Here is a 25,195-nt window from a genome sequence, read left to right as displayed (position 1 = left end):
CGCCGTATTGGATCTCCCGTCGCACTTCTGTCCTGGGCGTGGACTCCTGGAACTAGAACTGGTATCAGTTCTGCACGTTCTGAAACATCGTCAGGGTGGGCGTCGCAGGCAGCGCAGGAGGCATCAGCCATGACCGAGCTCGTGGAACACGGAAAGCTGTTCATCGGCGGGGAGTGGGCGGATCCGCTGGGCGGCGGCACCATCGAGGTGGTCTCCCCGCACACCGAGCAGGTCATCGGCCGCGTCCCGCACGCCTCCCGGGAGGACGTGGACCGGGCCGTCGCCGCCGCGCGGCGCGCCTTCGACGAGGGGCCGTGGCCCCGCCTCCCGCTGGAGGAGCGGGTCGCGGTGGTCACCCGTATCAAGGACGCCATCGCCGTGCGGCACGAGGAGATCGCCCGCGCGATCAGCTCGCAGAACGGCTCTCCGTACTCCTGGAGCGTGCTCGCCCAGGCGCTCGGCCCGATGATGGTCTACGACGCGGCGATCACGGTGGCCCGCGACTTCCCGTACGAGGAGTACCGCGCCGGGGCGCTGGGGCCGATCCTGGTCCGGCGGGAGCCGGTGGGTGTGGTCGCGGCGGTGATCCCGTGGAACGTGCCGCAGTTCGTGGCGGCGGCCAAGCTGGCGCCGGCCCTGCTGAGCGGCTCGACCGTGATCCTCAAGCCGTCCCCGGAGTCCCCGCTGGACTCCTACATCCTGGCCGACATCGCCCGCGAGGCGGGGCTGCCGGAGGGCGTGCTGTCGATCCTCCCGGCGGACCGCGAGGTCAGCGAGTACCTGGTCGGGCACCCCGGCGTGGACAAGGTGTCCTTCACCGGCTCGGTCGCGGCCGGCAAGCGGGTCATGGAGGTCGCGGCGCGCAACCTGACCCGGGTCACGCTGGAGCTGGGCGGCAAGTCCGCGGCCGTGGTGCTGCCGGACGCCGACCTCGCCGCGGCCGTCCCCGGCCTGATCCAGTCGGCCTGGATGAACAACGGGCAGGCCTGCGTGGCGCAGACCCGCATCCTGGCGCCCCGCAGCCGCTACGACGAGGTGGCCGAGGCGCTGGTGGCGGCGGTCCGTGCCCAGGTGGTCGGCGACCCGCTGGACCCGGCCACGCACATCGGCCCGCTGGTCGCGCAGCGGCAGCAGAAGCGCTCGCTCGACTACATCGCGATCGGGCAGGAGGAGGGCGCGAAGGTGCTCGCCGGCGGCGGGGTGCCGGCCGGGCTGGAGCGCGGCTGGTACGTGGAGCCGACGCTGTTCGGCGGGGTGGACAACTCCATGCGGATCGCCCGTGAGGAGATCTTCGGCCCGGTCGTCTGCCTGATGCCGTACGGGGACGAGGAGGAGGCGGCGCGGATCGCCAACGACTCCGACTTCGGGCTGAGCGGCAGCGTGTGGACGGGTGACGTGGAGCGGGGCATCGACTTCGCGCGGCGGATCCGCACGGGCACGTACAACGTGAACACCTTCAGCCTGGACATGCTCGGGCCGTTCGGCGGCTACAAGAACAGCGGACTGGGGCGGGAGTTCGGGCCGGAGGGCCTGAGCGAGTACCTGGAGCACAAGATGATCCACCTGCCGGCGGGGTACGCGCCCCCGGCGGCGGCGGCGGCGGCCGGGCCGGACGCCGGAGCCGGTGCCTGATGGGTGACCGCTGGCACGTGGAGGTGGACCGGGGCGTCTGCATCGGCTCCGGCATGTGCGTGAACCACGCCCCGGAAGGGTTCACGCTGGACTCGGCCCGTCAGTCCCACCCCGCGTCGGCGGAGACGGACGCGAACGAGGGTGTGCTGGCGGCGGCGGAGGGCTGCCCCGTCGAAGCCATCATGATCACCCTGTTGGGCTCCGGCGAGCCGGTGTTCCCGCCGGAGGAGTAGAAAACCCGGCCCCCTGCGCCCGGGCGGCGTGTGACACTCCTGGCGCGACCGTTGCACGAACCTGTCCGGCGGCGCCGTGAACCGGGGGGATCCATGCGTGGAACGGTCAGGGGGGCGGTCCTGCTGACCGCCGGGATGGTGCTGCTGGCCGGGTGTGGCGAGGCCCGCCCGCCGGAGGCGGGCAGACCGGCCGCCTCCTCCGCAGGGGTCGCCCCGACGGCACCGCCGGTCTCGGTCCCGCCTTCCCGGCCGTTCGACCGCGAGGCCGTCCAGGCCGACATCACCGGGGCGGTGTCCGCCGCCGGGCTGCCTGCCGGGCCGCCGGCCGAGCCGCCGGCGCCACCGTCCGGGCGGCCGGCGTCCGAGAAGGACGCGGTACTGGCCCGTATGCGGCCGTGCACCGCGGCCTACCAGCACGTCGGTTCCGGGAAGGGAGGGGAGCCCCTGCGGGCCCCGCACGACGCGGCGCTCGCGGAGCTCCGGCGCGGCGGATGGCAGCCCGCCCACGAGCCCGAGGTGCTGACGGGGCGGGACCGCGACGGGGTCATCATCCGGCAGACCATGAAGAAACGGGGGTGGACCTTGATCTCCGGCTACAACAGCATCGGGGGCACCATGACACTGGTGAGCCTGATGGCGACCGAGGACGCCTGCGTGGCGCGGTTCTCGGACGAGGACTTCGAGCTGCTGGAGCAGGACTCCTGAGGAGTCAGGAACCGGACTTTTCCCGGGACCGGGGCGCGGCCGGCGCGGCCGGCGCGGGGGCGGCCGCCGGCGGCGCCGTCAGGTCGATCAGGCGGCACACCGTCTCGATGTCGATCTTCACCTGGGCGATGGACGCGCGGCCGGACAGCCAGGTGATCAGTGCCGAGTGCCAGGTGTGCTCGATCACCCGGACCGCGGAGAGCTGTTCCGCGGTCGGCGGGGCGTCCAGCCCCATCGCGTCCAGGATGATCGCCGTGGTCAGCCGGGAGACGGTGTCCACCTCGGGGCTCACGCTGCGGTCCGCGAAGGTCAGCGCGCGGACCATCGCGTCGGCCAGGTGCGGCTCGCGCTGCAGCGCGCGGAACGCCCGCATCAGGGTCTCCGCCACCCGGGCCGACGGCTCCTCGGCGGCCGGCGGGCGCTTCCGCAGGGTCGCGTGCATGTGCTGGAGCTGGTCCTGCATCGTGGCGACCAGCAGGTGCACCTTCGACGGGAAATAGCGGTACAGCGTGCCGAGGGCGACGCTGGAGGACTCGGCGACCTCCCGCATCTGCACCGCGTCGAACCCGCCGCGGCTGGCGAGCTGCGCGCTCGCGTGCAGGATCCGGCGGCGGCGCGCCTCCTGGCGCTCCGTCAGCGGCGGGGAAGCCGGAGTGATGCCCGGAGTGCCGACGCCCTTGGCTTCCGCTGTCATATGTCCCGTTGTCCCGTTCCGAGCCGTTCCGAGTGGTTCAGGTGGTTCAATTCGCGCTGTTCCGGACTGGGCCGGGAGCCAGCATCTCAGCAGCGGACGCCGTGGCGCGAATCACCTGCTCCGCCTCTTACGGTGTGGTTTCCGACCGGTAGATTCAATCTCCTTGACGGATCAAGTCTGAAACTTGTTCTACATTATCCGAGCGGTTACGCTCCGGCGAAAGTGCAGGGATGAAGGGGGCCGAGAGTGACCGCTGAGGCCATGGTGACGAGCCCTTTCGCGGGTACCGCCGCCGACGGCGACCGTCCGCTGCGCATCGCGCTCCTCACCTATAAAGGAAACCCGTTCTGCGGCGGCCAGGGCGTGTACGTCCGCCACCTCTCGCGCGAACTGGTCAAGCTGGGCCACTCCGTCGAGGTGATCGGCGCCCAGCCGTATCCCGTGCTCGACGAGGGCGCCACGCTCACCGAACTGCCCAGCCTGGACCTCTACCGCCAGCCCGACCCGTTCCGCACCCCGCGGCGCGGCGAGTACCGCGACTGGATCGACCTCCTGGAGGTCGGGACCATGTGGACCGGCGGGTTCCCCGAACCGCTCACCTTCTCCCTCCGCGCCCGACGGCACCTGGCCGCCCGCGCGGGCGAGTTCGACGTCGTCCACGACAACCAGACCCTCGGCTACGGCCTGCTGGCCGGCCTCGGGGCCCCGCTGGTCACCACCATCCACCACCCCATCACGGTGGACCGCAGGCTGGACCTCGCCGCCGCCAAGGGCCGCGTCAAGCGCGCCTCCGTCCGCCGCTGGTACGGCTTCACCCGCATGCAGAAGCGGGTCGCCCGCCGCCTGCCGTCCGTCCTCACCGTCTCCGGCTCCTCCCGGGAGGAGATCATCGAGGACCTCGGCGTGCGCGAGGACCGCATCCACGTCGTGCACATCGGCGCCGACACCGACCTGTGGTCCCCGGACCCGTCGGTCGCCGAGGTCCCCGGCCGGATCGTCACCACCTCCAGCGCCGACGTACCGCTCAAGGGCCTCGTCCACCTCGTCGAGGCCCTCGCCAAACTGCGCACCGAACGGCCCGACGCCCACCTCGTCGTGGTCGGCAAGCGCCCCGAGCGCGGACCGGTCGCCCGCGCCATGGAGACCCACGGACTCGCGGACGCCGTGGAGTTCGTCAAGGGCATCACCGACCGCGAACTCGTGGACCTGGTCCGCAGCGCCCAGGTCTCCTGCGTGCCCAGCCTCTACGAGGGCTTCTCGCTGCCCGCCGCCGAGGCCATGGCCACCGGCACCCCGCTGGTCGCCACCACCGGCGGCGCCATCCCCGAGGTCGCCGGAGCGGACGGGGAGACCTGCCTGGCCGTGCCGCCCGGCGACGCGGACGCCCTCGCCGCCGCGCTCGGCCGGCTGCTGGGCGACGCGGAACTGCGCGCCCGGCTCGGCGCGGCCGGCCGGGACCGGGTGCTGTCCCGGTTCACCTGGGCCAAGGCCGCGGAGGGCACCGTCGCGCACTACCGTGCCGCGATCGCCCGCAGCGCCCGTACCGCCCCCGGCACCCGTACCGCCCGCGGCACCCGGTGATCCGTACGACGTGAAGAGCCACCCGCCCGCTTCACCCGCACCTTCACCCACACCATCACCACCCGCCCCACCCCCTCGACCGCGAAGGCAGGACCTCGTGCTGACCGTCGATTTCTCCCGGTTCCCGCTCGCCCCCGGTGACCGTGTGCTCGATCTGGGCTGCGGCGCAGGCCGGCACGCCTTCGAGTGCTACCGGCGCGGCGCCCAGGTGGTCGCGCTCGACCGCAACGGCGAGGAGATCCGCGAGGTCGCCAAGTGGTTCGCGGCGATGAAGGAGGCCGGCGAGGCCCCGGCCGGGGCCACCGCCACCGCGATGGAAGGTGACGCCCTCGCGCTGCCCTTCCCCGACGACTCCTTCGACGTCGTCATCATCTCCGAGGTCATGGAGCACATCCCGGACGACAAGGGCGTGCTCGCCGAGATGGTGCGCGTGCTCAAGCCGGGCGGCCGCATCGCGATCACCGTGCCCCGGTACGGGCCGGAGAAGATCTGCTGGGCGCTCTCCGACGCCTACCACGAGGTCGAGGGCGGCCACATCCGCATCTACCGGGCCGACGAGCTGCTCGGCAAGATGAAGGCCGCCGGCCTCAAGCCCTACGGCACCCACCACGCGCACGGCCTGCACTCCCCGTACTGGTGGCTCAAGTGCGCCTTCGGCGTGGACAACGACAAGGCCCTGCCGGTCCGCGCGTACCACAAGCTGCTGGTCTGGGACATCATGAAGAAGCCCCTCGCCACCCGCCTCGCCGAGCAGGCGCTGAACCCGCTCATCGGCAAGAGCTTCGTCGCCTACGCCACCAAGCCCCATCTCCCGGTCGCCGCTGCGGCCCCGGCGGAGGGCCGGTGAGTACCCCCCGCCGCACCGAACACCTGGTCCTGCCGGGCGTTCTGACGGTCGGCCAGGCCGCCGACACGGTGGCCGGCATCCTCGCCGTGCAGCGCGAGGACGGAGCCATCCCGTGGTTCCGCGGACACCACCTGGACCCGTGGGACCACACCGAGGCCGCCATGGCCCTGGACGCCGCCGGCGAGCACGAGGCGGCCGAACGGGCCTACGCCTGGCTGGTCCGGCACCAGAACCCGGACGGCTCCTGGTACGCGGCCTACGCCGACCGCCCCGACGGGGTGGACACCGCCCGGCCGCAGGACTCCGGCAAGGAGTCCAACTTCACCGCCTACATCGCCGTCGGCGTCTGGCACCACTACCTGGCCACCGGCGACGACACCTTCCTGGACCGGATGTGGCCGGCCGTCTACGCGGCCGTCGAGTTCGTCCTGGCCCTCCAGCAGCCCGGGGGCGAGATCGGCTGGAAGCGCGAGGCCGACGGCACGGTCGTCACCGACGCCCTGCTCACCGGCTCCTCCTCCATCCACCAGGCCCTGCGCTGCGCCCTGGCGATCGCCGAACACCGCGAGGAGCCGCAGCCCGACTGGGAGCTGGCGGCCGGTGCCCTCGGCCACGCGATACGCCGGCACCCCGAGCGGTTCCTCGACAAGGACCGCTACTCCATGGACTGGTACTACCCGGTCCTCGGCGGGGCGCTCACCGGCGCCGAGGCCAAGGCGCGCATCGAGGAGCGCTGGGAGGAGTTCGTCGTGCCCGGGCTGGGCGTGCGCTGCGTGCTGCCCAACCCGTGGGTGACCGGCGGCGAGAGCTGCGAACTGGCCCTCACCCTGTGGGCGATGGGGGAGTCGGACCGGGCGCTGGAGATCCTCCGGTCGATCGCGCACCTGCGGGACGAGGACGGCATGTACTGGACGGGCTACGTCTTCGAGGACCGGGCGGTCTGGCCGGTCGAGAAGACCGCCTGGACGGCGGGCTCGCTGCTCCTCGCCGTGGCGGCGCTGGGCGGCGACGAGGCGACGACGGCGGTCTTCGGGGGCGAGCGGCTGCCGGTGGGGCTGGATCCCTCCTGCTGCGTGTAGGGGGCGTCTCCCGGGGGCCGGGCCCCGGTCCGCGCGCGGTACCGCACCCTTCGGGTCGTGCCGCAACCCCGCGCCGGGAGCAGGCGCGGGGCGGATGATGCGGGTCGGTCCGGTCCCGCGCCACCGGGGGAGGCCGGACGGGTGGTCCGAGTGGCAGGGTCCGGACGGCCGGGCGACCCTGCGGGGGACACACCTCACTCCCCTGGAGGAAACCGTGTCCATGTCGAACCGCAGGACCATCCGACTCCGCCGCGGTCTGACGGCGCTGACGCTGTCCTCCGCGCTGCTCGCCGGAACCACCGGATGCGGCAGCGCGATCGGGGGCTGGGACGGGGTCAGGGGCCAGGGCGGCGAAATGTCCCTGTCCGTCCCCGCGGCGGGGTATGCGGAACCGGTCGAGGCCGTGCAGGTGCAGGCCGCGCTCGCGCGGGTGGCCGCACTGGCCGGGGCGGCGGCGCCCGGCCAGACCGATCCCACGCCCACGCCCACCACCTCCGCGGAGCGGCAGAAGTTCGCGAAGGCGCGCTTCGTGGCCAACGCCGGTCTCGCGGCCGGGGCGACGTACCAGTGGATCGTGAAGCCCTACCGGGCGGGCAAGTTCCAGAAGGGCGCCAAGGGGCGCACCTTCGCGCTCGTCAAGGCGGGCCTCGCGGGCGCGTTCGCGTACAACCGGCTGAAGGCGGCGATCAAGAACGCGCAGGGCGACCCGTTGCTGTCCAAGGCGGTGGCCCCGCTGACGGCGGGCGTCGAGTCCCTCAAGAACCTGGCCACGAAGCTGCGCAAGGGCCAGGCCGGTGATGCCGACATCAGCTCCTTCGAGAACGTCATCACCGGGGTGAAGGACGCGGGCAAGAGCGCGGGCGCGCCGGTCACCGATCAGGTCCCCAGCCTGTCCCAGCTGGGCGGCTGACCCGCCCGGGCGGGGCCGGCCCCCGTCCGGTCCCGCGCCGGCGGCGGGGCCGTGCCCTCCGGACCGGCCCGTCCGGCCGCCGGTCAGCCGTTGAGTTCCGCCAGGACCCGGAGGGTGTGCGGGTCCGGTGCCGTGACCAGCAGGTCCGTCACCGGGCCCGTGCGCCAGAGCTCCAGCCGCTCGGCGATCCGCTCGCGCGGGCCGACCAGGGAGATCTCGTCGGCGAACGCGTCGGGGACGGCCAGGACCGCCTCCTCCTTGCGTCCGGCCAGGAACAGCTCCTGGATGCGGCGGGCCTCCGCCTCGTACCCCATGCGCGCCATCAGGTCGGCGTGGAAGTTGCGGGCCGCGTGGCCCATTCCGCCGATGTAGAAGCCCAGCATCGCCTTCACCGGGAACAGGCCCTCGGCGACGTCGTCGCACACCTTGGCGCGGGCCATCGGCGCGATCACGAAGCCGTCGGGGAGGTCCGCCAGCGAGGCCTGATAGACGTCGGTCCGGCTGGGCGACCAGTAGAGCGGCAGCCAGCCGTCCGCGATCTTGGTGGTCTGGGCGATGTTCTTCGGACCCTCCGCGCCGAGCAGGACCGGCAGGTCCGGGCGGAGCGGATGGGTGATCGGCTTGAGGGCCTTGCCCAGACCGGTGCCGTCCGGCCCGGTGTAGGGGTGGGTGTGGAAGCGGCCGTCGAGGGAGACGGGCGCCTCGCGCCGCAGCACCTGCCGGATGACCTCGACGTACTCGCGGGTCGCGGTGAGCGGACTGGCGGGGAACGGGCGGCCGTACCAGCCCTCGACCACCTGCGGCCCGGACAGGCCCAGCCCGAGCGTCATCCGCCCCCCGGAGAGGTGGTCCAGGGTCAGGGCCTGCATGGCGGTGGCGGTGGGGCTGCGGGCGGCCATCTGCGCGATGGCGGTGCCGAGCCGGATCCGGGAGGTGTGGGCGGCGATCCAGGTGAGCGGGGTGAAGGCGTCCGAACCCCAGGCCTCCGCCGTCCAGACGGAGTGGTAGCCGAGGCGCTCGGCCTCGACGGCGAGGTCGAGGTGGCCGGGGGTGGGGCCGCGGCCCCAGTAGCCGAGTGCGAGTCCGAGGCGCATGGACGTCCGTCCCCTCCCCTTGGTGAAGTGCCCGAATCTGCGCGGAACCTGTGCCGGACCTTCCTGGGGCGTTCGTCGGATCTTCGCGAAATCTTCGCCGAAGCCCTCCCCAAGTGGCGGCCCGAAGACTCATTCTGACGAGACGTCAGTTGACTGCAAGGGGTGACTGTAAGGGCAACGGCCCCTTGCCGGAAGGGGCAAGGGGCCGTTGTCGGGTGGTGCTCGGGAGGTGCGCCGGGCGTCAGCCGCGCTGGATGCCGGAGGTGTCGTTCAGGACACCTCGGCGGTTGTCCTGGGTCTGCGCGACCAGGGCCGCACCGCGCTGCTCCACCGCCAGGTACCAGGTACCGGGGGCGAGTTCGGCGATCGGGTTGGGGGAGCCGTCCTCCGGGAAGAGGGGGCGGGCCACCGGCACCGCGAACCAGAACGGGGTGAAGTCCGCGGCCGGCACCGGCGCGGGCTCCTGCATCGGCTGCGCGTCCTGCGGGCCCGGCACCGGCGCGGACGCCGGGGTGTGCTCCTGGCCGCCGTACGGGGGCACCGGCTGCGGGGTGTTGCCGTACGGCTGCTGGCCGCCGGGGTAGCCGTAGCCGGCGCCGGGCTGGCCGAGCTGCTGGCCGGGCTGGGCGCCGTACTGCGGGTGCGCGCCGGGGGCCGGGGCGGACACGAGCGGGGCGCTCAGCGCCGCGACCTTCGGGCCGGCGATGGCACCGCCGGCCAGGGCGAGTGCGCCGAGGAAGGAGAGGATGACGCCGGGACCCAGGTCGGCGTTGTCCGGGGCGATGATCATCGCCCACAGCGCGGACCAGGCCGATGCGACGGCGAGTACGGTGCCCCAGGCCGCCAGCGGGATGCCGGCGAGCTTGCGGCCCTCGGGCAGGAAGCGCGAGGCGACGATCAGTCCTGTGGCCGCGAAGCCGAGCAGGAAGACGGTCGGCAGGGCCAGACCGTAGACGTCGGTGTCCCAGGCGCTGGGGAGGTCCAGTCCGTCGGCGGAGTAGTAGTCGAGGAACGAGGCGATGAACAGCAGCACCGCTGCTCCGATCACCACGCCGTCGCCTCGAGTGAGGGAGCGGATGTTCACTTCGTAGGTGTCCTTCTCGGTCTCGGTCGCGGGCGGGGACCATCGTACGGATGTTTCCCGGGTCCGGGTCCGAGGGGGTCGGGGCACCCGGTGCCCGATCCCTACCCTGTCTCAGCCCCCGAGAAAGCCGACGATGCCGTCCGCGATGCCCTGTGCCGCGCGTTGCCGCCACTGCGGATCCGTCAGCAGCGCCGCGTCCTTGGCGTCACGCATATTGCCGCATTCGACGAACACCTTGGGCTGCGTGGACAGATTGAGACCTCCGAGATCGTCGCGGACCACCAAACCGGTACCGCCGCCGACGTAGTTGGAGGGAGCCATGGAGGTGTTGCGGACGAAGTTCCCGACGATGCGCTCGCCGAGCTCGCGGGAGGGGCCGACGATGGGGGCGGTGTCGGCCGCGCCGCCCTTCACCCGGGCCGGGAGGATGACGTGGAACCCGCGGTTGCCGGCGGAGGAGCCGTCGGCGTGGACGGAGACCACGGCGGCGGCCTGCCGCTCGTTGCCGATCCGGGCGCGTTCGTCGATGCAGGGGCCGAAGGGGCGCTCTGCGGTGTGCGTGAACACCACGCGGATGCCGCGGGCTTCGAGAACCGCCTTGATGCGCCGTGACACGTCCATGGTGAACTCGGCTTCCTGGTAGCCCGAGTTGGTGGTGGTGCCGGTGGTGTCGCACTCCTTGCGCCCGGTGCCGATGTTCACCTGCTGGTTGATCTCGCGGGAGTGCTTGAAGTTGCCGGTGTTGTGGCCGGGGTCGATGACCACGGTCTTGCCGGCCAGCGGGCCGGTGGCGGGCGCGCCGCTGCCCGGTGACGGCGTCGTACTCGCCGCGCCCGAACCCGTGCCCGCGGCCGTACCCGGGCCGGCCGCCGTCTCCGGGCTCGCGCCCGGGCTCGCGCTCGTGCTCGGGGCGGCGGGGGTCCCGCTCGCCTTGGCGTCGGCCGGGGCGGAGGGGGTGGCGGAGTGGGAGACCGGGAGCGGCATCACCCGCGGCGGGGACTGGTCCTCGGACCCGCCTCCGCCCGTCACCTGGACGAGGACCCAGCCGGCCAGGATCGTCGGCGCCAGGGCCGCCGCACAGACGGCGAGCGTCGAGCGGCGCGCGAACCAGGGCCGGTCCGGGCTCACGGCGGAAGCGGACTCCGGGGGCGGGGGGCTGTCGTCGTACGGCACGTCGTGATGCTAGACCGCGAAACGGGCCCCTGTACGCACCCTGGGCCATCCGGGGGCGGGGCACCCGCCCTTCCCGGAGGCCCGCCGCCCGCGGTGGGGCGGGGCGGGAGAGGGGTCGGGGCGGGGTCGGCGGGGGCACCGACGGCCCGGGGCCGGCGTTCTGCCCTGGGGTCAGGCGGGCAGGACGATGCCGGAGATGGCGAGGCCGTCGGGCGGTGTGGTGGCGCCTTCACCCTGGACCCGGCTGAAGACGACCCTGAGGTACCTGGCCTCCGGCCGGGGACCTTCCCAGGTCTCGATGATCCCGGTGAACGACCCGTGCGGCGGAAGGTTCGCAGGCCATTGGGTGCGGGCGGGGTCGTTCAACGGGGTGTAGACCTGCCCCTGGTCGTCGTGGCCGGTGAAGTTGTCGAAGACCGGCAGGACCCGGCTCTGCGCGGAATGGTTGACGACCCGTACGCGCAGGCGGAGGGAGTTCTCCGGGGTTCTCTGTACGGCCGTGACCGTGATGGTGAGGCCCCCGCCCTTGACTTCGCCCAACCAGGCACCGGAGAGGGACGGATCCGAGGTGCGTGGGGGAGGGGAAGTCGCCGGTGGGGGCACGTCGGGCCGGTTCTCCCCGCCGAAGAGGTCGAACGCGGTGCCGATGCCCAGCCCGAAGGTCAGGATGACGCCGACGCCCGTCCAGCCGGGGTGGCTGAGGAACCAGCCGAGGCGGCGGCGTGGTGGCGGGGGATCGGTGGCATCGGCGGGCTCCATCGGTCACAGCGTGGCGAGGCCGGACCCGGGAGTCGACCACGTTGCGCCGACGGCGGCGTGTCGCCGTCGGCCCCCCTGGCCCGGCGCTAGATGCCCGGCGCCGTACGGCGCAGGATGCGGAGGGAGTCGGTGACCGAGATCTCCTCGAAGGAGCCGGAGGCGAGGGCGCGGCAGTAGACGCGGTAGGGGGCCTGGCCGCCGTCCGCCGGGTCGGGGAAGACGTCGTGGATGGCGAGGACGCCGCCCTCGGCCAGGTGCGGGGCCCAGCCCTCGTAGTCTCCGGTGGCGTGCTCGTCCGTGTGGCCGCCGTCGATGAACACGAAGCCCAGCGGGCCGCCCCAGGCCGCCGCGACCTGCGGGGAGCGCCCGACGATCGCGATCACGTGCTCCTCCAGGCCGGCCCGGTGGAGGGTCCGGCGGAAGGTCGGCAGGGTGTCCATCAGGCCGATCTCCGGGTCCACGACGGTGGGGTCGTGGTACTCCCAGCCCGGCTGCTGCTCCTCGCTGCCCCGGTGGTGGTCGACGGTGATCGCGGCGACCCCCGCCTCCCGGGCGGCGTCGGCGAGCAGGATGGTCGAGCGCCCGCAGTACGTGCCGACCTCCAGGAGCGGCAGCCCCAGCCGCGCGGCCCCGGCCGCGGCTTCGTACAGCGCGAGGCCTTCGCGTACGGGCATGAACCCCTTGGCCGCTTCGAAGGCGGCGAGGATCTCCGGCTTGGGGGCGGCGGCCATGGTGCCTCCGGCGGTGCGTGGTGGACGGTGCGGGGCTCATGCTGCCCTACCGTCCGGTAGGGGTCCATGGCGGGGGCCCGACGGGGTCCGGCGGAGCGGGATGTCACCCATGCCCGCCACTCGGGGTGATGGAATGATCACTCCGAGTGGGGGAGAGTGAGAGGTGGTCGACGTGGCTGAAGCGGATCAGCAGGCGGGTGTTGCCCCCATCCCGGGCAGCACGGTGAGCTGGGAGCGCTGGCCCACACTGATGGACGGGTACACCCCGGTACTGGGTACCGCCAGTTTCGAGTACTGGGCCCACGGCATGTTCACGCAGACGTTCGCCCTCAACGGCGTGCGTCCGAGCAGCAGGGTGTTCGTGTCCCTGACCGAGTTGCGGAGTGAGGACGACATGCCCTTCGTCGGCGCCTCGGGCTTCACCGTCCACAACGTCGCCCCGGGCACGAACACCGTCACCTTCCGTGCGCACGTCGACTGGCCGCGCGATCTGCGCCTCAGGGTGGACGTCCTGTACGTCAATCTGGCCTGACCCCGCCGCCGGCCGCCGGCCGCCGGCCGGTACGGCCCGGTGACCTCGGGACGACGGCGGACGCGGCGGGCCGGGGATTCGGTCATCCCGCTGCGCGGCCCCCTCCTCGAACGCTTGGATGTGGGAAGGCCGAGGGCCCAGGGGAGGAACGATGGAGGCATTGGGGCCGGACGATCCCGCGCAGGTGGGGCGGTTCCGGATCCTCGCGGTGCTCGGGCAGGGCGGTATGGGCCGGGTGCTGCTGGGGGCCGCTCCGGACGGGCGGCTCGTCGCGGTCAAACAGGTGCACGCCCGGTTCGCCCACGACGACGGGTTCCGGGTCCGGTTCCGGCGCGAGGTCGCGGCCTCCCGCAAGGTGTCCGGTGCCTACACGGCGGCCGTGATCGGGGTGGATGCCGACGCGCCGGCGCCGTGGCTGGCCTCGGTGTTCGTCGCCGGGCCGTCGCTGGGCGCCGCCGTCGGAGCGGTCGGGGCGCTGCCCGAGGGGCTCGTACGGCGGCTCGCGGCCGGACTGGCCACGGCGCTGGCTGAGGTGCACCGGGCCGGGCTGATCCACCGGGACCTCAAGCCCGACAACGTCCTGCTGGCCGAGGACGGCGTACGGGTCATCGACTTCGGTATCGCGCGGGTGGTCGAGGGCGAGGGCAGCACCGGGCTCACCCGGACCGGCTGGGTGATCGGCTCGCCCGCGTTCATGTCGCCGGAGCAGGCCGAGAGCAAGGAGCTCACCCCGGCCAGTGACGTGTTCTCGCTGGGCTCCGTCCTGGTCATGGCGGCCACCGGCCGGAGTCCCTTCGCGGGGGAGTCGACCCTGCAGACCCTCTACGACGTGGTGCACGCGGAACCGGACCTGAGCGGGGTGCCGGAGGGCATCCGGCCGGTCGTCGCCCGGTGCCTGGCCAAGGACCCGGCCGCCCGGCCGACCCCGGTGCAGCTGCTCGAACTGCTGGGGCCGGTCGCCCCGGTGGGCCGGCAGTGGCCGCCCGCCGTGTTCGGGATGATCGCCGCGCAGCGGGCGGACATCGACCGCCTGCTGGGCGTCGCGCCCGGGGAGTCGTTGCCGGAGCCGGAGCCGGAGCCGGAGCCGGAGCCGGAGCCGGAGCCTGCCCTCAAGGCCGTCCCTGGCGTCGTCCCCATCCCCGACGCCCCCGCCCCTTTCCCCGCCCCCGGCGCCGGCTCTTCGGGCGGGGCGGGCTCGCCGGAGCCGGTCCTGGAGCCGACGGCAGTGTCTCCGCAGCCGGTGCCCGCCCCGGTGACCCCGGAACCGCCTGTCGAGGTGCCCGCCGGGCCGTCCACGGCAGCGCGGAGCACCGCGTCGGCTGAGGGTGCGAATCCGGAGGGCCGGCGGTTCCTCCCGCAGCGCCCGCGCTCCGCCCTGTTCACGGGGCTCACGGTCGCCGGTGTGCTCGCGGCGGGTGTCATCGCGTGGGGCGCGTACGCGCTGTGGTCCGCAGGGGCGGACTACGAGAGGGTGGGGACCTGCGCGGAGATGGCCGGCAAACTGCCGCCGGACCGGTCGGCGGACCACGATTTCTACTCCGCGGAGCCCCGCCGCGTGCAGACGAGATGTACCTGGTACGGGACGGCCTCGGCCTCGCCGAGCGAGGTGATCCGATGGGATGAGCTGCTGGCCGGGGGAGAGTCCGGTGATGCGAAGACGGCCCAGGAGAAGAACTTCGCCGAGGCGGCGGCCGCCGGAGGGCAGGCGGTGTCCGATCTCGGGGTCGGGGAGGAGGCGTACTGGGACACCCCCGGATACAACGAAGGCTGTGCCCTCAACGTTCGCGACGCCGCTGTGGCGGTACGAGTGACGCTCGGCACGTCGAAGCACCCCGGGGAGAAGTGTGAGGAAGACGCCAAGCAGCTGGCCCGGACCGCTCTGAACGCCCTGCGGCGCTGAGCCGGCGGGTCTCCGATGCCTGGCCCGGCTCGGATGTGAACGGACCGGGCCTGGCCGGGCCGCCCGGCCCCGGGCTCGGTGTCCGGCCCGTCGCGGCGATAGTCGGTGGTGCCGGTCGGGTGGGCGCCGCAGGATGGGGCGTATGTACACACCGACCGTCACCGTCACGCACCGGGTGGAGTTCCTGCGTCACCCCCACCCCGGATACCCGCACCTCATGGCCTGGGGTATCCGTATCGACGGCACTGATCTGCGTGTCCTGGTCGCGGACGCGACGCGCGCGCTCTGGGGCAAGGAGCTCGACGAGGACGACGACACCCCGCAGGAGCGCGAGGAGTTCCTGCTGCGCCAGCACGCCCCGCTGCACCTGGACGCCGACGGCGCTCGGGCCCGGGCCCACTTCCTGGGCGACGCCCAGCCGGATCTCCGCCACCAGGACACCGGAGCCGTGTGCCTGCTGGGCTGTTCGTGCGGGATCGACGCCTGCTGGCCCCTGCTCGCCACGGTCCGTGCCACGGCGACGGAGGTCACCTGGTCCGGCTTCCACCAGCCCCACCGGCCGCAGTGGGGTGAACTGCCCCTGGGGCCGTACGTCTTTCCGCGCCCGGTCTACGACGAGGCCCTGGCCGAGCCGGTCGCGCTCGCCTCGGATCCCCTCGCCCCACTGTGGGGTGCGGAGTAGCCGCCGGCCGGTACCGGCACCGGTACTCACACCGGTACCGGTGTGAGACACGGGCCGACCGTGCCGAGGGGGCGCCCAAGAACCCACGTATCTGACCTTCCGTCAGATTGGAACGTGTTCTACTCTGCCGCGCATGGGCATCGGAATCACGCAAGAGCACCGGGAGTTGGCCGGGGCCGTGCGCGGGTGGGTGGCGCGGACCGTGCCGCCCGAGGACGTGCGGAAGCTGCTCGACGGTCCCCCGCGGACCGGCGGCCGGCCCGGCTGGTGGGACGCGCTCGCCGCGCAGGGGCTGCTCGCCCCGCACCTGGAGGGCGGCACCCTGCTCGAACTCGCCGTCGTCGTCGAGGAGGCCGCGCTGGGGGCGCTGCCCGGGCCGTTCCTGCCCAGCGCGCTCGCCTCCGCGCTGCTGCACCGGGCCGGCGCCGACGACCTCGCCGCCGCCCTCGCCGACGGCAGCCGGATCGGTGCCGTCGCACTCGGCTCCGGCAGCATGACCGCCGTCGCGGTCGAAGGCGGCGGGCACCTCCTCGACGGCACCGCACCCCCGGTGCTGGGCGCCGGCGAGGCCGATCTCCTGCTCCTCGCCGCCGAGGCCGCGCACGGCACCCTCTGGTTCGCAGTGGACGCCGCCGCGCTGGACGTCCGTACGCACGACAGCGCGGACCCCACCCGGCCGACCGCCGAGGTGCGGGCGCGCGGGGCCGCCGTACCGGCCGGGCGGCTGCTCGCGCTCGACGCCGCCCTCGTACGGGACCTGGCCTGCGCCCTGTTCGCCGCCGACGCCTGCGGCACCGCGGCCTGGGCCCTCCGGACGGCAGCCTCCTACGCCAAGGTGCGCGAGCAGTTCGGACGGCCCATCGGGCAGTTCCAGGGCATCAAGCACCTGTGCGCGGACATGCTGGTCCGGGTCGAGCAGGCCCGCGCGCTCACCTGGGACGCCGCGACGGTCGCCGGGACGGCCGCGGCGACGGCCGCCGGGACCGAGGCTCCCGCCGAGGTCCGGGCGCTGGTCACGGCCCTGGCCGCCGGGACCGCGCTGGACGCCGCCTGGTCCTGCGCCAAGGACTGCATCCAGGTCCTCGGCGGGATCGGCTTCACCTGGGAGCACGACGCGCACATCCACCTCCGCCGGGCCCTGACCGCCCGGCAGCTGCTCGGCCCCGGTGACGGGCACCGGGTGCGCGCCGTACGGCTGGCGGCTGCCGGCACCCGCCGTGAACTGCGCCTGGAACTGCCCGAGGAGGCCGAGGCGTACCGGGCCAGGGCCCGCGAGGCCATCCAGGACGCGCGCGGCCTGGACCCGGTCGCCGCCCGCCGGGTGCTCGCCCCCACCGGCTACGCGGCCCCCTACCTGCCGCCGCCGTACGGGCTCGGGGCGGGGCCCGTCGAACAGCTCGTCATCCAGCAGGAACTGGCCGCCGCCGGGGTGAGGCTCGCCGAGCTCGGCATCGCCACCTGGGTGGTGCCCTCGCTGCTCGCCTACGGCACCCCGGAGCAGCGGGAGCGCTACGTCCTGCCCACCCTGCGCGGGGAGACCACCTGGTGCCAGTTGTTCTCGGAGCCGGGTGCCGGCTCGGACCTGGCCTCGCTGCGGACCAGGGCCGAGCGCACGCCGGAGGGCGGCTGGCTGGTCAACGGACAGAAGGTGTGGACGAGTTCCGCGCACACCGCCGACCACGGCATCCTGCTCGCCCGCACCGACCCGGCCGCCCCCAAACACAAGGGACTCGGCTACTTCGTCGTCGACATGAAGAACACCCCGGGCATCGACGTCCGGCCGCTCAAGGAGATCACCGGCGAGGCCCTGTTCAACGAGGTGTACTTCGACGACGTCCCCCTCCCGGCGGAGGCGCTGGTGGGCGAGCCGGACGGCGGCTGGCGGGTGGCCCGCAACACCCTCGGCAACGAGCGGGTCCACATGGCCGACCAGATGGCCTTCGACACCGGGCTGGAGGCGCTGATCGCCCGCTCCGCCGAACTGGACGGGGCGTACCGGGCCCGGATAGGCGCGCTGGCCGCCGAGGCCCACGCGCTGGCCTGCATCGGGCTGCGCACCACCCTCCAGCAGGTGTCCGGGCTGGAGCCGGGCGCGGGTGCGTCCGTACGGAAGCTCGTGCAGACCCCGCACCAGCAGCGGACGGCGGAACTCGCGCTGGAGCTGCTCGGGCCGGCCGGCGCGGTGTCCGAGGGTGCGGGCGAGCGGGCGGTGCACGGAGTGCTGATGTCGCGCTGCCTGACCATCGCGGGCGGGACCACGCAGGTGCAGCTGAACGTCGTGGCCGAGCGGATCCTCGGCCTCCCCAGGGACTGACCCGAGGAACAGGAGATGTCAGGCATGAAGTCGTACATCGTCGGTGTCGGCATGACCAGGTTCGAGAAGCCGGAGTCGCGGGACTGGCAGTACTGGGACATGGCGAAGGAAGCCGGGACGGCGGCACTCGCCGACACGGGCATCGACTACGGGCTGGTCGAGCAGGTCGCGGCCGGGTACTGCTTCCAGGCGTCCACCGCCGGGCAGCGGGCCGCCTACGAGCTGGGGCTGACCGGGGTGCCGGTCTACAACCTCAACAACAACTGCGCGACCGGCTCGACGGCGCTGATGACGGCCCGGCAGTTCGTCGAGGGCGGGATCAGCGACTGCGTGCTCGCGCTCGGCTTCGAGAAGATGAAGAGGGGTGCGCTGGGCGGCGGGGCCGACGGCGGAGACTTCAAGACCTCCCCGGTGGCCCGGCACTACGGGATCATGGCGGCCGGGCACGGCTTCGAGATGTCCCCGCCCACCGCGCAGATCTTCGGGAACGCGGCGCGCGAGCACATGGACCGGTACGGCACCACGGCCGCGCAGCTGGCGGCGGTCGGCGCCAAGAACCACCGGCACAGCGCGGACAACCCGAACGCGCAGTTCCAGGACGTCTACACGGTCGAGGAGATCCTGGCGGCGAAGGAGATCCACCGGCCGCTGACGAAGCTGCAGTGCTCGCCGACCTCGGACGGCGCGGCCGCGGCGCTGGTGGTCTCGGAGCGGTTCGTGGTGGCGCACGGGCTGCACGATGCGGCGGTGGAGATCGTGGCGCAGGCGATGACCACGGACACCGAGGAGTCCTTCGCCTCCGGCTCGTGCATCGACGTGGTCGGCAAGCCGATGACGGCGGCGGCCGCGCGCCGGGTCTACGAGCGCTCCGGACTCGGCATCGAGGACGTGGACGTGATCGAGCTGCACGACTGCTTCTCGGTCAACGAGCTGCTCACCTACGAGGCGCTGGGCATGTGCGAGGACGGCGCCTCGGGGAAGCTCGTGGAGTCGGGAGCCACGACGTACGGCGGGCGCTGGGTGGTCAATCCGTCGGGCGGTCTGATCTCGAAGGGCCATCCGCTGGGCGCGACCGGGCTGGCGCAGGCGGCGGAACTGGTCTGGCAGCTGCGCGGCACGGCGGGCCCGCGCCAGGTCGCCGGCGCGAGGGTGGGCCTGGCCCACAACATCGGACTGGGCGGCGCGGCGGTGGTGACCCTGCTGCGGCGCTGACGGCGCCCGCTCCCGTGTCGGCGCGCCCGGGGTCAGACGTCGAGGACCGGGTCGACGACCGTCTCGCCCGTGGAGGCCGCGCGCAGGGCGGCCGCGAGGTCCTCGACCGGGCCGTCACGGAGGACCACGCCCGCCGCGCCGGCGGTGAGCGCGGCCTCCGGCAGTCCGGGCCGGGCCCGGCCCGTCAGGACCAGGGCCCGGCACTCCGGTTCCTCCGCCGCCAGCGCTTCGACCGCGGCGACCGAGTCGACCAGGGCCACCTGGGGGCGCTGCATCGGCGAGGGGACCACCTCGATGTCCGGCTGGAGGGCGAGCAGGACCGCCAGGGCCGGGTCGGGCGGAACCAACAGGACCCGCAGGGACTTGGCGGGGCGGGGGTCCCGGGGCATTTCGTCCACCCGCCCAGGGTAGGTCAGGCCCCCTCCCGGCGCCCGATCTGACATGACGTCAGCAGTCTTCCCAAGTGCCGGGACGTGCGTTATACATTCCCTCACCGGAGCAGATAGAACGCGTTTCAGAAACGCCTCGGGACTCCGGTCCGCATACGACCCCGGTGCGGCCGACGGTGCGGACGGCCGCACCGGGGTCTTCCAAAAGGAACAAGGAGCAGCATCCTCATGCCGATCGATGCCGCCAAGGCCCTTGCCGCCGATCCCCGCCGCAGCGAGATCGAGTGGGACCACAAGGACATCCAGCTCTACCACCTCGGGCTGGGGGCCGGCCGCCCCGCGACCGACCCGGACGAGCTGCGCTACACCCTGGAGTCCAAGCTGCACGTGCTGCCGAGCTTCGCGACGGTGGCCGGCGCCGGAATGGCCATGCTGGGCGGGCTCGGCGCACCGGGGATCGAGGTCAACCTCGCCGCCGTGCTGCACGGCGGGCACTCCATCGAGCTGCACCGCCCGATCCCGGTCAAGGGCAAGGCCACCTCCAGCTCCAAGGTCGCCGCCGTCTACGACAAGGGCAAGGCGGCCGTCATCGTGCTGCGCTCCGAGGTCGCCGACGCCGACGGCCCGCTGTGGACCTCCGACGCGCAGATCTTCGTCCGCGGAGAGGGCGGGTTCGGCGGGGAGCGCGGTCCCTCCGAGCGGATGGAGCTGCCCGAGCGGGCACCCGACCGGACCGAGGAGCGGCTGATCCGCGAGGAGCAGGCCCTGCTCTACCGGCTCTCCGGTGACTGGAACCCGCTCCACGCCGACCCCGAGTTCGCCAAGACGGCCGGCTTCGACCGGCCGATCCTGCACGGCCTGTGCTCGTACGGCATGACCCTCAAGGCCGTGGTGGACACCGCCCTGGGCGGGGACGTGTCGCGGGTGACCTCCTACCGGACGCGGTTCGCCGGAATCGTGTTCCCCGGCGAGACGCTGCGCATGCGGATGTGGCAGGAGCCCGGCCGCGTCCAGGTGTCGGTGACGGCCGCCGACCGGGACGACGCGCCGGTCCTCGCCGACACCGTCGTCACACACGCCTGACCGGGCCGGCGAGCCCGGAGAGCCGCAGGCAAGGAATCCCGCACGACCGACCGACCCAAGGAGCCGCACCGTGCGCGCAGCACTGCAGAGCGAGATCGGCCAGGACAAGCTCGAAGTCGTGGAGGACATGCAGGCCGTGGGCTTCGGCCCCGGCAAGGTGAGGATCCGGATCAAGGCGACCGGGCTCTGCCACTCCGACCTCTCCGCGATGAACGGCGTGCTGCCGCAGCCCGCGCCCTTCATCCCGGGCCACGAGGGAGCGGGTGTGATCACCGACATCGGTGACGGGGTGACCGGCCACCAGGAGGGCGACCGGGTCCTGGTCTGCTGGCTGCCGCCGTGCGGCCACTGCCCCGCCTGCAAGCGCGGCCAGGGCCACCTGTGCCTGGAGAGCTTCGGGAACGTGGTCACCCCCAACTTCCGGCGCGGCACCGGGGACGTCTTCGGCTTCGCCGGCACCGGCACCTTCGCCGAGGAGATGGTGGTGCCCGCCAACTGCGCCATCCCCATACCGGACGACCTGCCCTTCGACATCGCCGCCCTGATCGGCTGCGGGGTCACCACCGGCCTCGGTGCGGCCATCAACACGGCCAAGGTGGAAGCGGGTTCCTCGGTCGCCGTGGTCGGGTGCGGCGGGGTCGGCATCTCGGTGATCCAGGGCGCCAAGGTGCAGGGTGCCTCGCAGATCATCGCGGTGGACCCGGTGGAGTCGCGGCGCGAGGCGGCGCTCAAGTTCGGTGCCACCGAGGCGGTCGCCCCGGAAGCCTTCGGCGACGCCAAGAACCGGATCACCGGCGGCGAGGGCTTCGACTACGTCTTCGAGGTGGTCGGCAAGTCCGCGACCGCCCGGACCGCCTACGAGATGACCCGGCGGGGCGGCACCGTCTGCGTGGTCGGAGCCGGTGCCATGGACGACGACTTCCAGGTCAACATGTTCTCGCTGTTCTTCGACGAGAAGCGGATCCTGCCCTCCATGTACGGCGGCGGGGACGTGCTCCGCTCCTACGAGCGGACCATCTCGCTGTGGCGGGCGGGCCGGATCGACCTCGCGGGTCTGATCACCCACCGGGTGCAACTGCCCGAGATCAACGACGCGCTCGACCAGATGCGTACGGGTGTGGCCCTGCGCACCTGCATAGAGATCTGACCGAAGAATCGAATCCCGGGAGGAACGGCTCCATGGCACTGCCACTCGAAGGACTCTCCGCCGTCGTGACGGGGGCCGGCCGCGGGCTCGGCCGGGCCGAGGCGGTCGAACTCGCCCGGCTCGGCGCGAGCGTGGTCGTCAACGACTACGGCCGGCCCGGCCGCGACGGCTCCGGGGAGGCCTCGGCCGCACCGGCCGAGGAGGTCGTCGCGGAGATCGAGGCGGCGGGCGGGCGGGCGGTGGCGCACCTCGGTGACGTGGCCGACTTCGACCAGGCGCGGGAGCTCGTCGAGCTGGCCGTGAGCAGCTTCGGCAAGCTCGACATCCTGGTCAACAACGCCGGCATCCTGCGGGACCGGATGGTCTTCTCGATGTCGGAGGAGGAGTGGGACTCGGTGATCCGGGTCCACCTCAAGGGTCACTTCAACACCACGCACTTCGCGTCGGCGCACTGGCGGGAGCGGTCCAAGGAGGCGGGCGGCCCGGTCTACGGCCGGATCATCAACACCTCCTCGGAGGCGTTCCTCGGCGGATCGGCCGGGCAGCCGAACTACGCCGCGGCCAAGGGCGGGATCGTGGGCCTCACCACCTCCACCGCGCTGGCCCTGGCCAAGTACGGGGTCACGGCCAACGCGATCTGCCCGCGGGCCCGCACCCGGATGACCGAGGACGTGTTCGCGGGCTTCCAGGTCCCCGATGAGGGGAAGCTGGACGCGCTCGCGCCCGAGCACGTCTCCCCGCTGGTCGGCTACCTGGCCTCGCCGGCCGCGGCCAAGGCCAACGGGCAGCTGTTCGTGGTGCACGGCGGGATCGTGGTCGTGATGGAGCGGCCCCGGGTGGCCGCCAAGTTCGACACCACGAAGGAGTCCTTCTCCTTCGAGGAACTCGACGAGGTGCTCACCCCGCACTACGAGTCCCGCCCGGCGGGGGAGACCTTCGCCGCGGTGGAGGTACTCGGCCTCAAGCACGACTAGTCCGTAAGGGGCGGCTTGGGGCGCGGCCCGGACGACGGCACCGTCCCCTCGTCCGGGCGGCTATCGTGACCGCGTGACACAGGCGGTCGGAGGGCCGGACCCACTGCCTGCCACGAGTGCGGAGGACGGGGTCGTCGGGATGGGGCATCGGATACGACGCCTCGGGCGTCGGGCGACGGCAGTCGTCGTCCTGGCCGGATGTGCGACCGCCGGCACGTCCCGTGCGCCCGCAGAGCAGCCCGCGGCCGGGCAGCAACGGCACCAGGCACCGCTTGCGGAGCCGTTGACCTGGGACGACCTGAGGTCCGGGCTGCCTTCCAGGAAGGCGTGGCCGGGCCGTGTCGTTGTGCCCCGCGCGCCGGAGGGCACCCCGGACGGGGCCGCTCCGAGCAGCGGGGTCGACTCCGAGGAATGCCGGGCGTTGGTCGACTTCGAACTGGACCGGACACTGCACCGGCCGGCCGCACGGGTCAGCGCCGACGTGCTGCCGCGGAGTGACGTGTCGGGGAAGAACCGTGACTTCAAGGAGCTCCATCTCCTCCACCTGTCCAGTTACGGCGTTGCCGAGGCATCGGCGGTGATGGAGTCCCTCAAGAAGGCCCTGCCGGTGTGCGCCGCGTTCATGGTCTACACCCAGTCGTACGGCAGTCAGTCCGAACGCATCCGCGTGGTGGAGCTCCCGGCACCGGCCGTCGGGGACGACAGCGCCGCCTTCAGTTGGCACGTGCCGGACATCCCGATGAACGAGGTCGTGCCCGTCACCGTCGTCCGTACCGGCGGAGTGCTCGCGACGTATTACGGCCGGGTCCCGGCGGACCTCCCGCAGAAGCAGCACGGGAGGTTGCAGGCCCTCGTCGCAGGGCACCCGGGCTGACGCACCGCGGACGCACACGGCTGCTCTCCGGGGGGAGCCCGGAGACCGGACGTGCGCGACGACGCGGCGTCCCCGCGCCGTCTACGCCACGCCGTCTACGCCGTGGCGGCCAGCGGCGCCTGCTGGAGCGGGACCGGTTTCGGGGCCGCCGGGGGCGGGGTGATGCGCACCGGGGCCGGCGGGCAATCCGGCATGCCCAGCGAGGCGACGCCGCACGGCACGCCCGGGACGGCGTACGGGAGCCTCAGCCGGCCCTCGCGGGTCCACAGGCCCGTACCGCCCAGCCAGCCGGCCGGGGCGCCGAGCCGGAACACGTACCGGTCGGTGGGCCGCCACAGGGCCAGGGCCTCCCCGGAGCCGCCGAACCCGGTGCCGCCGGCCGCCGCCTCCGCCGGAGGCGCGAGGCGCAGCGCGACCGCGCAGGTCTCCGGCATCAGCACCTGCCCCGGCTGCACCGCGAACGGCACCGCCGTCGCCCCCACGGCCCGCAGGCACTCCGGGAATCGGACCGGCAGGGCGCTGCCCAGCACACCCCAGCCCAGCCGCGGTTCGCCGGGCGCGTCCGAGCGGATCAGCAGCAGCCCGCTGTCGGGGTCCGCCAGCAGCAGCCGGTCGTCGCTGGCGTCGGCGATCTGCAGCAGCGGCGACACCTCCCCGCCGCGTCCCAGGTCCACGGCGACCGCCTTGACCCGTCCCGCCCGCTCCCGGTCCAGGGCCAGCAGCCGGCCCGTCCGGTCCAGCCAGACCCCGCCGGAGCAGCGGCCCTGGATCCGCGCGACCTGCTCCGGGCCGCCGGTGCCGCCCGCCACCCGCCACACCGTGGTCGAGGTGCCGTCCACGGCCAGCGCGTACGCGCCGCACCCGTCCGGAGCGGGCGGCAGCAGCCGCAGCCGCAGGCCCTCGGCGGCCTCCACCGAGCCGAGCGCCAGCTCTCCGGTGCCCGGGCCGGTGGGATAGAGGAGGGCGAAGGAGTGCCGGTCGGCGACCCGGCGGTGGATCAGTACCCGTCCGTCGGCCAGCGGCAGCACCTCGCTGTCGGCCTCCTCAGGCTGCTCCAGCGGCAGCGGTACCGCGTAGGGCTCGGGCCCGCCCAGGGTCCAGCGCTCCGGGTAACGGGCGTCGCCGGTACCGGCGAGCCGGGCGGCGTACGACCCGTCCGCGGCGATCGTGAACGACGCGTTCGAGGTGAACGACGTGCTCGACGTGTTCGACGTGTGCGGCGCGTGCGCCGCGTCCGGGGCGGTCACCGCGTTCCCCGGGGCCGCGGGCTCCCGCTCCGGGACGGGTTCCCGGTCGGCGGCGGAGCGTGGGGCAGTAGCTTCGGCACAGGCAGTCATCCGTGCGTCACCTCCGGTGAGGAAGCTAGTTTTCGCACTTCCTGCCGAACAACACGACCAACTCCGCTTCACACATAAGGGTGGCCGCCCGGCGGTTCCCCTGTGCGGGGCGAGGCGGTTGTGCTGGGGCGATGTGCGGGTGGTGCCCGGGACCGGCCCGGACCCCGTTCCCGCCCGCCGGGTCACGGCCGGACCCCGGGCCGGTCACCGCCGCCGCTGTGATCGCCGG

Annotated in this window: 24 protein-coding genes; 16 read left to right on the top strand and 8 right to left on the bottom strand. The window is 73.3% G+C overall.

Annotated elements, in window-relative coordinates; genetic code table 11:
* The first annotated feature begins 129 nt into the window (after window positions 1–129).
* The 3 genes from AC067U_RS07205 to AC067U_RS07195 all read left to right on the top strand — a co-directional run bounded on the left by AC067U_RS07205 (window position 130) and on the right by AC067U_RS07195 (window position 2,570).
* Window positions 130–1,632, top strand: coding sequence for an aldehyde dehydrogenase (locus AC067U_RS07205; RefSeq protein WP_478828641.1), 1,503 nt, complete (start codon window positions 130–132; stop codon window positions 1,630–1,632).
* Window positions 1,632–1,865: a ferredoxin gene (locus AC067U_RS07200; protein ID WP_478828640.1), complete on the top strand. Its 234-nt coding sequence runs from the start codon at window positions 1,632–1,634 to the stop codon at window positions 1,863–1,865. The genes AC067U_RS07205 and AC067U_RS07200 overlap by 1 nt, the downstream gene beginning before the upstream one ends.
* A gap of 93 nt (window positions 1,866–1,958) precedes the next feature.
* Window positions 1,959–2,570 (top strand): hypothetical protein, encoded by a 612-nt coding sequence (locus AC067U_RS07195; protein WP_478828639.1) that lies wholly within the window; start codon window positions 1,959–1,961, stop codon window positions 2,568–2,570.
* Window positions 2,571–2,574: 4 nt separating this feature from the next.
* On the opposite strand, the gene AC067U_RS07190 is transcribed toward AC067U_RS07195, so the two are convergent.
* Window positions 2,575–3,264 (bottom strand): TetR family transcriptional regulator, encoded by a 690-nt coding sequence (locus AC067U_RS07190; protein ID WP_478828638.1) that lies wholly within the window; start codon window positions 3,262–3,264, stop codon window positions 2,575–2,577.
* A 246-nt stretch (window positions 3,265–3,510) separates the two neighbouring features.
* On the opposite strand from AC067U_RS07190, the gene AC067U_RS07185 reads away from it, so the two are divergent.
* The 4 genes from AC067U_RS07185 (at window position 3,511) to AC067U_RS07170 (ending at window position 7,681) form a co-directional block, all read left to right on the top strand.
* Window positions 3,511–4,845 carry a glycosyltransferase family 4 protein gene (locus AC067U_RS07185; protein ID WP_478828637.1) on the top strand — a complete coding sequence of 445 codons (1,335 nt, stop codon included), beginning with the start codon at window positions 3,511–3,513 and terminating at the stop codon, window positions 4,843–4,845.
* 97 nt (window positions 4,846–4,942) lie between these two features.
* The gene (locus tag AC067U_RS07180) at window positions 4,943–5,692 is read left to right on the top strand and encodes a class I SAM-dependent methyltransferase (RefSeq protein WP_478828636.1); all 750 of its coding nucleotides are present in this window, start codon (window positions 4,943–4,945) and stop codon (window positions 5,690–5,692) included.
* Entirely contained in the window at window positions 5,689–6,771 is a 1,083-nt protein-coding gene (locus AC067U_RS07175) for a prenyltransferase/squalene oxidase repeat-containing protein (RefSeq protein ID WP_478828635.1), read from the top strand. Before AC067U_RS07180 ends, AC067U_RS07175 begins: the two co-directional genes overlap by 4 nt.
* A 220-nt stretch (window positions 6,772–6,991) precedes the next feature.
* Window positions 6,992–7,681 carry a hypothetical protein gene (locus tag AC067U_RS07170; RefSeq protein WP_478828634.1) on the top strand — a complete coding sequence of 230 codons (690 nt, stop codon included), beginning with the start codon at window positions 6,992–6,994 and terminating at the stop codon, window positions 7,679–7,681.
* Window positions 7,682–7,764: 83 nt separating this feature from the next.
* Here the strand turns inward: AC067U_RS07170 and AC067U_RS07165 are convergent, their stop codons facing one another.
* The 5 genes from AC067U_RS07165 to AC067U_RS07145 form a co-directional block, all read right to left on the bottom strand.
* Entirely contained in the window at window positions 7,765–8,775 is a 1,011-nt protein-coding gene (locus AC067U_RS07165; RefSeq protein ID WP_478828633.1) for an LLM class F420-dependent oxidoreductase, read from the bottom strand.
* Between the two features lie 241 nt (window positions 8,776–9,016).
* Window positions 9,017–9,859: a hypothetical protein gene (locus AC067U_RS07160; RefSeq protein ID WP_478828632.1), complete on the bottom strand. Its 843-nt coding sequence runs from the start codon at window positions 9,857–9,859 to the stop codon at window positions 9,017–9,019.
* Between the two features lie 111 nt (window positions 9,860–9,970).
* Window positions 9,971–11,032, bottom strand: coding sequence for an N-acetylmuramoyl-L-alanine amidase (locus AC067U_RS07155; RefSeq protein ID WP_478828631.1), 1,062 nt, complete (start codon window positions 11,030–11,032; stop codon window positions 9,971–9,973).
* A gap of 171 nt (window positions 11,033–11,203) precedes the next feature.
* A complete protein-coding gene (locus AC067U_RS07150; RefSeq protein WP_478828630.1) occupies window positions 11,204–11,791 on the bottom strand; it encodes a hypothetical protein in 588 nt (195 codons plus the stop codon).
* A gap of 86 nt (window positions 11,792–11,877) precedes the next feature.
* Window positions 11,878–12,522, bottom strand: a complete 645-nt coding sequence (locus AC067U_RS07145) for a class I SAM-dependent methyltransferase (RefSeq protein WP_478828629.1) — start codon at window positions 12,520–12,522, stop codon at window positions 11,878–11,880.
* A gap of 172 nt (window positions 12,523–12,694) precedes the next feature.
* Here AC067U_RS07145 and AC067U_RS07140 point away from each other — a divergent pair, with 172 nt between their 5' ends.
* The 5 genes from AC067U_RS07140 to AC067U_RS07120 all read left to right on the top strand — a co-directional run bounded on the left by AC067U_RS07140 (window position 12,695) and on the right by AC067U_RS07120 (window position 19,162).
* Window positions 12,695–13,054 carry a hypothetical protein gene (locus tag AC067U_RS07140; RefSeq protein WP_478828628.1) on the top strand — a complete coding sequence of 120 codons (360 nt, stop codon included), beginning with the start codon at window positions 12,695–12,697 and terminating at the stop codon, window positions 13,052–13,054.
* Between the two features lie 151 nt (window positions 13,055–13,205).
* Window positions 13,206–14,954, top strand: a complete 1,749-nt coding sequence (locus AC067U_RS07135; RefSeq protein ID WP_478828627.1) for a serine/threonine-protein kinase — start codon at window positions 13,206–13,208, stop codon at window positions 14,952–14,954.
* A 142-nt stretch (window positions 14,955–15,096) separates the two neighbouring features.
* Window positions 15,097–15,636: a hypothetical protein gene (locus AC067U_RS07130; RefSeq protein ID WP_478828626.1), complete on the top strand. Its 540-nt coding sequence runs from the start codon at window positions 15,097–15,099 to the stop codon at window positions 15,634–15,636.
* A gap of 133 nt (window positions 15,637–15,769) precedes the next feature.
* Window positions 15,770–17,950, top strand: a complete 2,181-nt coding sequence (locus AC067U_RS07125) for an acyl-CoA dehydrogenase (protein WP_478828625.1) — start codon at window positions 15,770–15,772, stop codon at window positions 17,948–17,950.
* A 24-nt stretch (window positions 17,951–17,974) separates the two neighbouring features.
* Window positions 17,975–19,162, top strand: a complete 1,188-nt coding sequence (locus tag AC067U_RS07120) for a lipid-transfer protein (protein ID WP_478828933.1) — start codon at window positions 17,975–17,977, stop codon at window positions 19,160–19,162.
* A 32-nt stretch (window positions 19,163–19,194) separates the two neighbouring features.
* On the opposite strand, the gene AC067U_RS07115 is transcribed toward AC067U_RS07120, so the two are convergent.
* Window positions 19,195–19,551 (bottom strand): response regulator, encoded by a 357-nt coding sequence (locus tag AC067U_RS07115; protein ID WP_478828932.1) that lies wholly within the window; start codon window positions 19,549–19,551, stop codon window positions 19,195–19,197.
* A gap of 228 nt (window positions 19,552–19,779) precedes the next feature.
* On the opposite strand from AC067U_RS07115, the gene AC067U_RS07110 reads away from it, so the two are divergent.
* The 4 genes from AC067U_RS07110 to AC067U_RS07095 all read left to right on the top strand — a co-directional run bounded on the left by AC067U_RS07110 (window position 19,780) and on the right by AC067U_RS07095 (window position 23,629).
* A complete protein-coding gene (locus AC067U_RS07110; protein WP_478828624.1) occupies window positions 19,780–20,634 on the top strand; it encodes a MaoC/PaaZ C-terminal domain-containing protein in 855 nt (284 codons plus the stop codon).
* A gap of 70 nt (window positions 20,635–20,704) precedes the next feature.
* A complete protein-coding gene (locus AC067U_RS07105) occupies window positions 20,705–21,781 on the top strand; it encodes a Zn-dependent alcohol dehydrogenase (RefSeq protein WP_478828623.1) in 1,077 nt (358 codons plus the stop codon).
* Between the two features lie 32 nt (window positions 21,782–21,813).
* Window positions 21,814–22,755 carry a 3-oxoacyl-ACP reductase gene (locus tag AC067U_RS07100; protein WP_478828622.1) on the top strand — a complete coding sequence of 314 codons (942 nt, stop codon included), beginning with the start codon at window positions 21,814–21,816 and terminating at the stop codon, window positions 22,753–22,755.
* A gap of 421 nt (window positions 22,756–23,176) precedes the next feature.
* Entirely contained in the window at window positions 23,177–23,629 is a 453-nt protein-coding gene (locus AC067U_RS07095; protein WP_478828621.1) for a hypothetical protein, read from the top strand.
* A gap of 95 nt (window positions 23,630–23,724) precedes the next feature.
* Here AC067U_RS07095 and AC067U_RS07090 read toward each other — a convergent pair whose 3' ends face one another.
* Window positions 23,725–24,966 carry a hypothetical protein gene (locus tag AC067U_RS07090; RefSeq protein ID WP_478828620.1) on the bottom strand — a complete coding sequence of 414 codons (1,242 nt, stop codon included), beginning with the start codon at window positions 24,964–24,966 and terminating at the stop codon, window positions 23,725–23,727.
* Window positions 24,967–25,195 lie beyond the last annotated feature (229 nt).

The organism is Streptomyces sp. NPDC043853 (assembly GCF_056436025.1).
Note: the sequence above shows the minus strand (reverse complement) of the source record. Positions and strands in the feature narration are given on the sequence as shown.

Coding starts and splice junctions, on each gene's coding strand:
- AC067U_RS07200 (WP_478828640.1), top strand. CDS start 1,632: ATGGGTGACCGCTGGCACGTGGAGGTGGACCGGGGCGTCTGCATCGGC.
- AC067U_RS07130 (WP_478828626.1), top strand. CDS start 15,097: ATGTACACACCGACCGTCACCGTCACGCACCGGGTGGAGTTCCTGCGT.
- AC067U_RS07110 (WP_478828624.1), top strand. CDS start 19,780: ATGCCGATCGATGCCGCCAAGGCCCTTGCCGCCGATCCCCGCCGCAGC.
- AC067U_RS07205 (WP_478828641.1), top strand. CDS start 130: ATGACCGAGCTCGTGGAACACGGAAAGCTGTTCATCGGCGGGGAGTGG.
- AC067U_RS07115 (WP_478828932.1), bottom strand. CDS start 19,551: ATGCCCCGGGACCCCCGCCCCGCCAAGTCCCTGCGGGTCCTGTTGGTT.
- AC067U_RS07195 (WP_478828639.1), top strand. CDS start 1,959: ATGCGTGGAACGGTCAGGGGGGCGGTCCTGCTGACCGCCGGGATGGTG.
- AC067U_RS07145 (WP_478828629.1), bottom strand. CDS start 12,522: ATGGCCGCCGCCCCCAAGCCGGAGATCCTCGCCGCCTTCGAAGCGGCC.
- AC067U_RS07135 (WP_478828627.1), top strand. CDS start 13,206: ATGGAGGCATTGGGGCCGGACGATCCCGCGCAGGTGGGGCGGTTCCGG.
- AC067U_RS07100 (WP_478828622.1), top strand. CDS start 21,814: ATGGCACTGCCACTCGAAGGACTCTCCGCCGTCGTGACGGGGGCCGGC.
- AC067U_RS07090 (WP_478828620.1), bottom strand. CDS start 24,966: ATGACTGCCTGTGCCGAAGCTACTGCCCCACGCTCCGCCGCCGACCGG.
- AC067U_RS07150 (WP_478828630.1), bottom strand. CDS start 11,791: ATGGAGCCCGCCGATGCCACCGATCCCCCGCCACCACGCCGCCGCCTC.
- AC067U_RS07170 (WP_478828634.1), top strand. CDS start 6,992: ATGTCGAACCGCAGGACCATCCGACTCCGCCGCGGTCTGACGGCGCTG.
- AC067U_RS07120 (WP_478828933.1), top strand. CDS start 17,975: ATGAAGTCGTACATCGTCGGTGTCGGCATGACCAGGTTCGAGAAGCCG.
- AC067U_RS07125 (WP_478828625.1), top strand. CDS start 15,770: ATGGGCATCGGAATCACGCAAGAGCACCGGGAGTTGGCCGGGGCCGTG.
- AC067U_RS07190 (WP_478828638.1), bottom strand. CDS start 3,264: ATGACAGCGGAAGCCAAGGGCGTCGGCACTCCGGGCATCACTCCGGCT.
- AC067U_RS07165 (WP_478828633.1), bottom strand. CDS start 8,775: ATGCGCCTCGGACTCGCACTCGGCTACTGGGGCCGCGGCCCCACCCCC.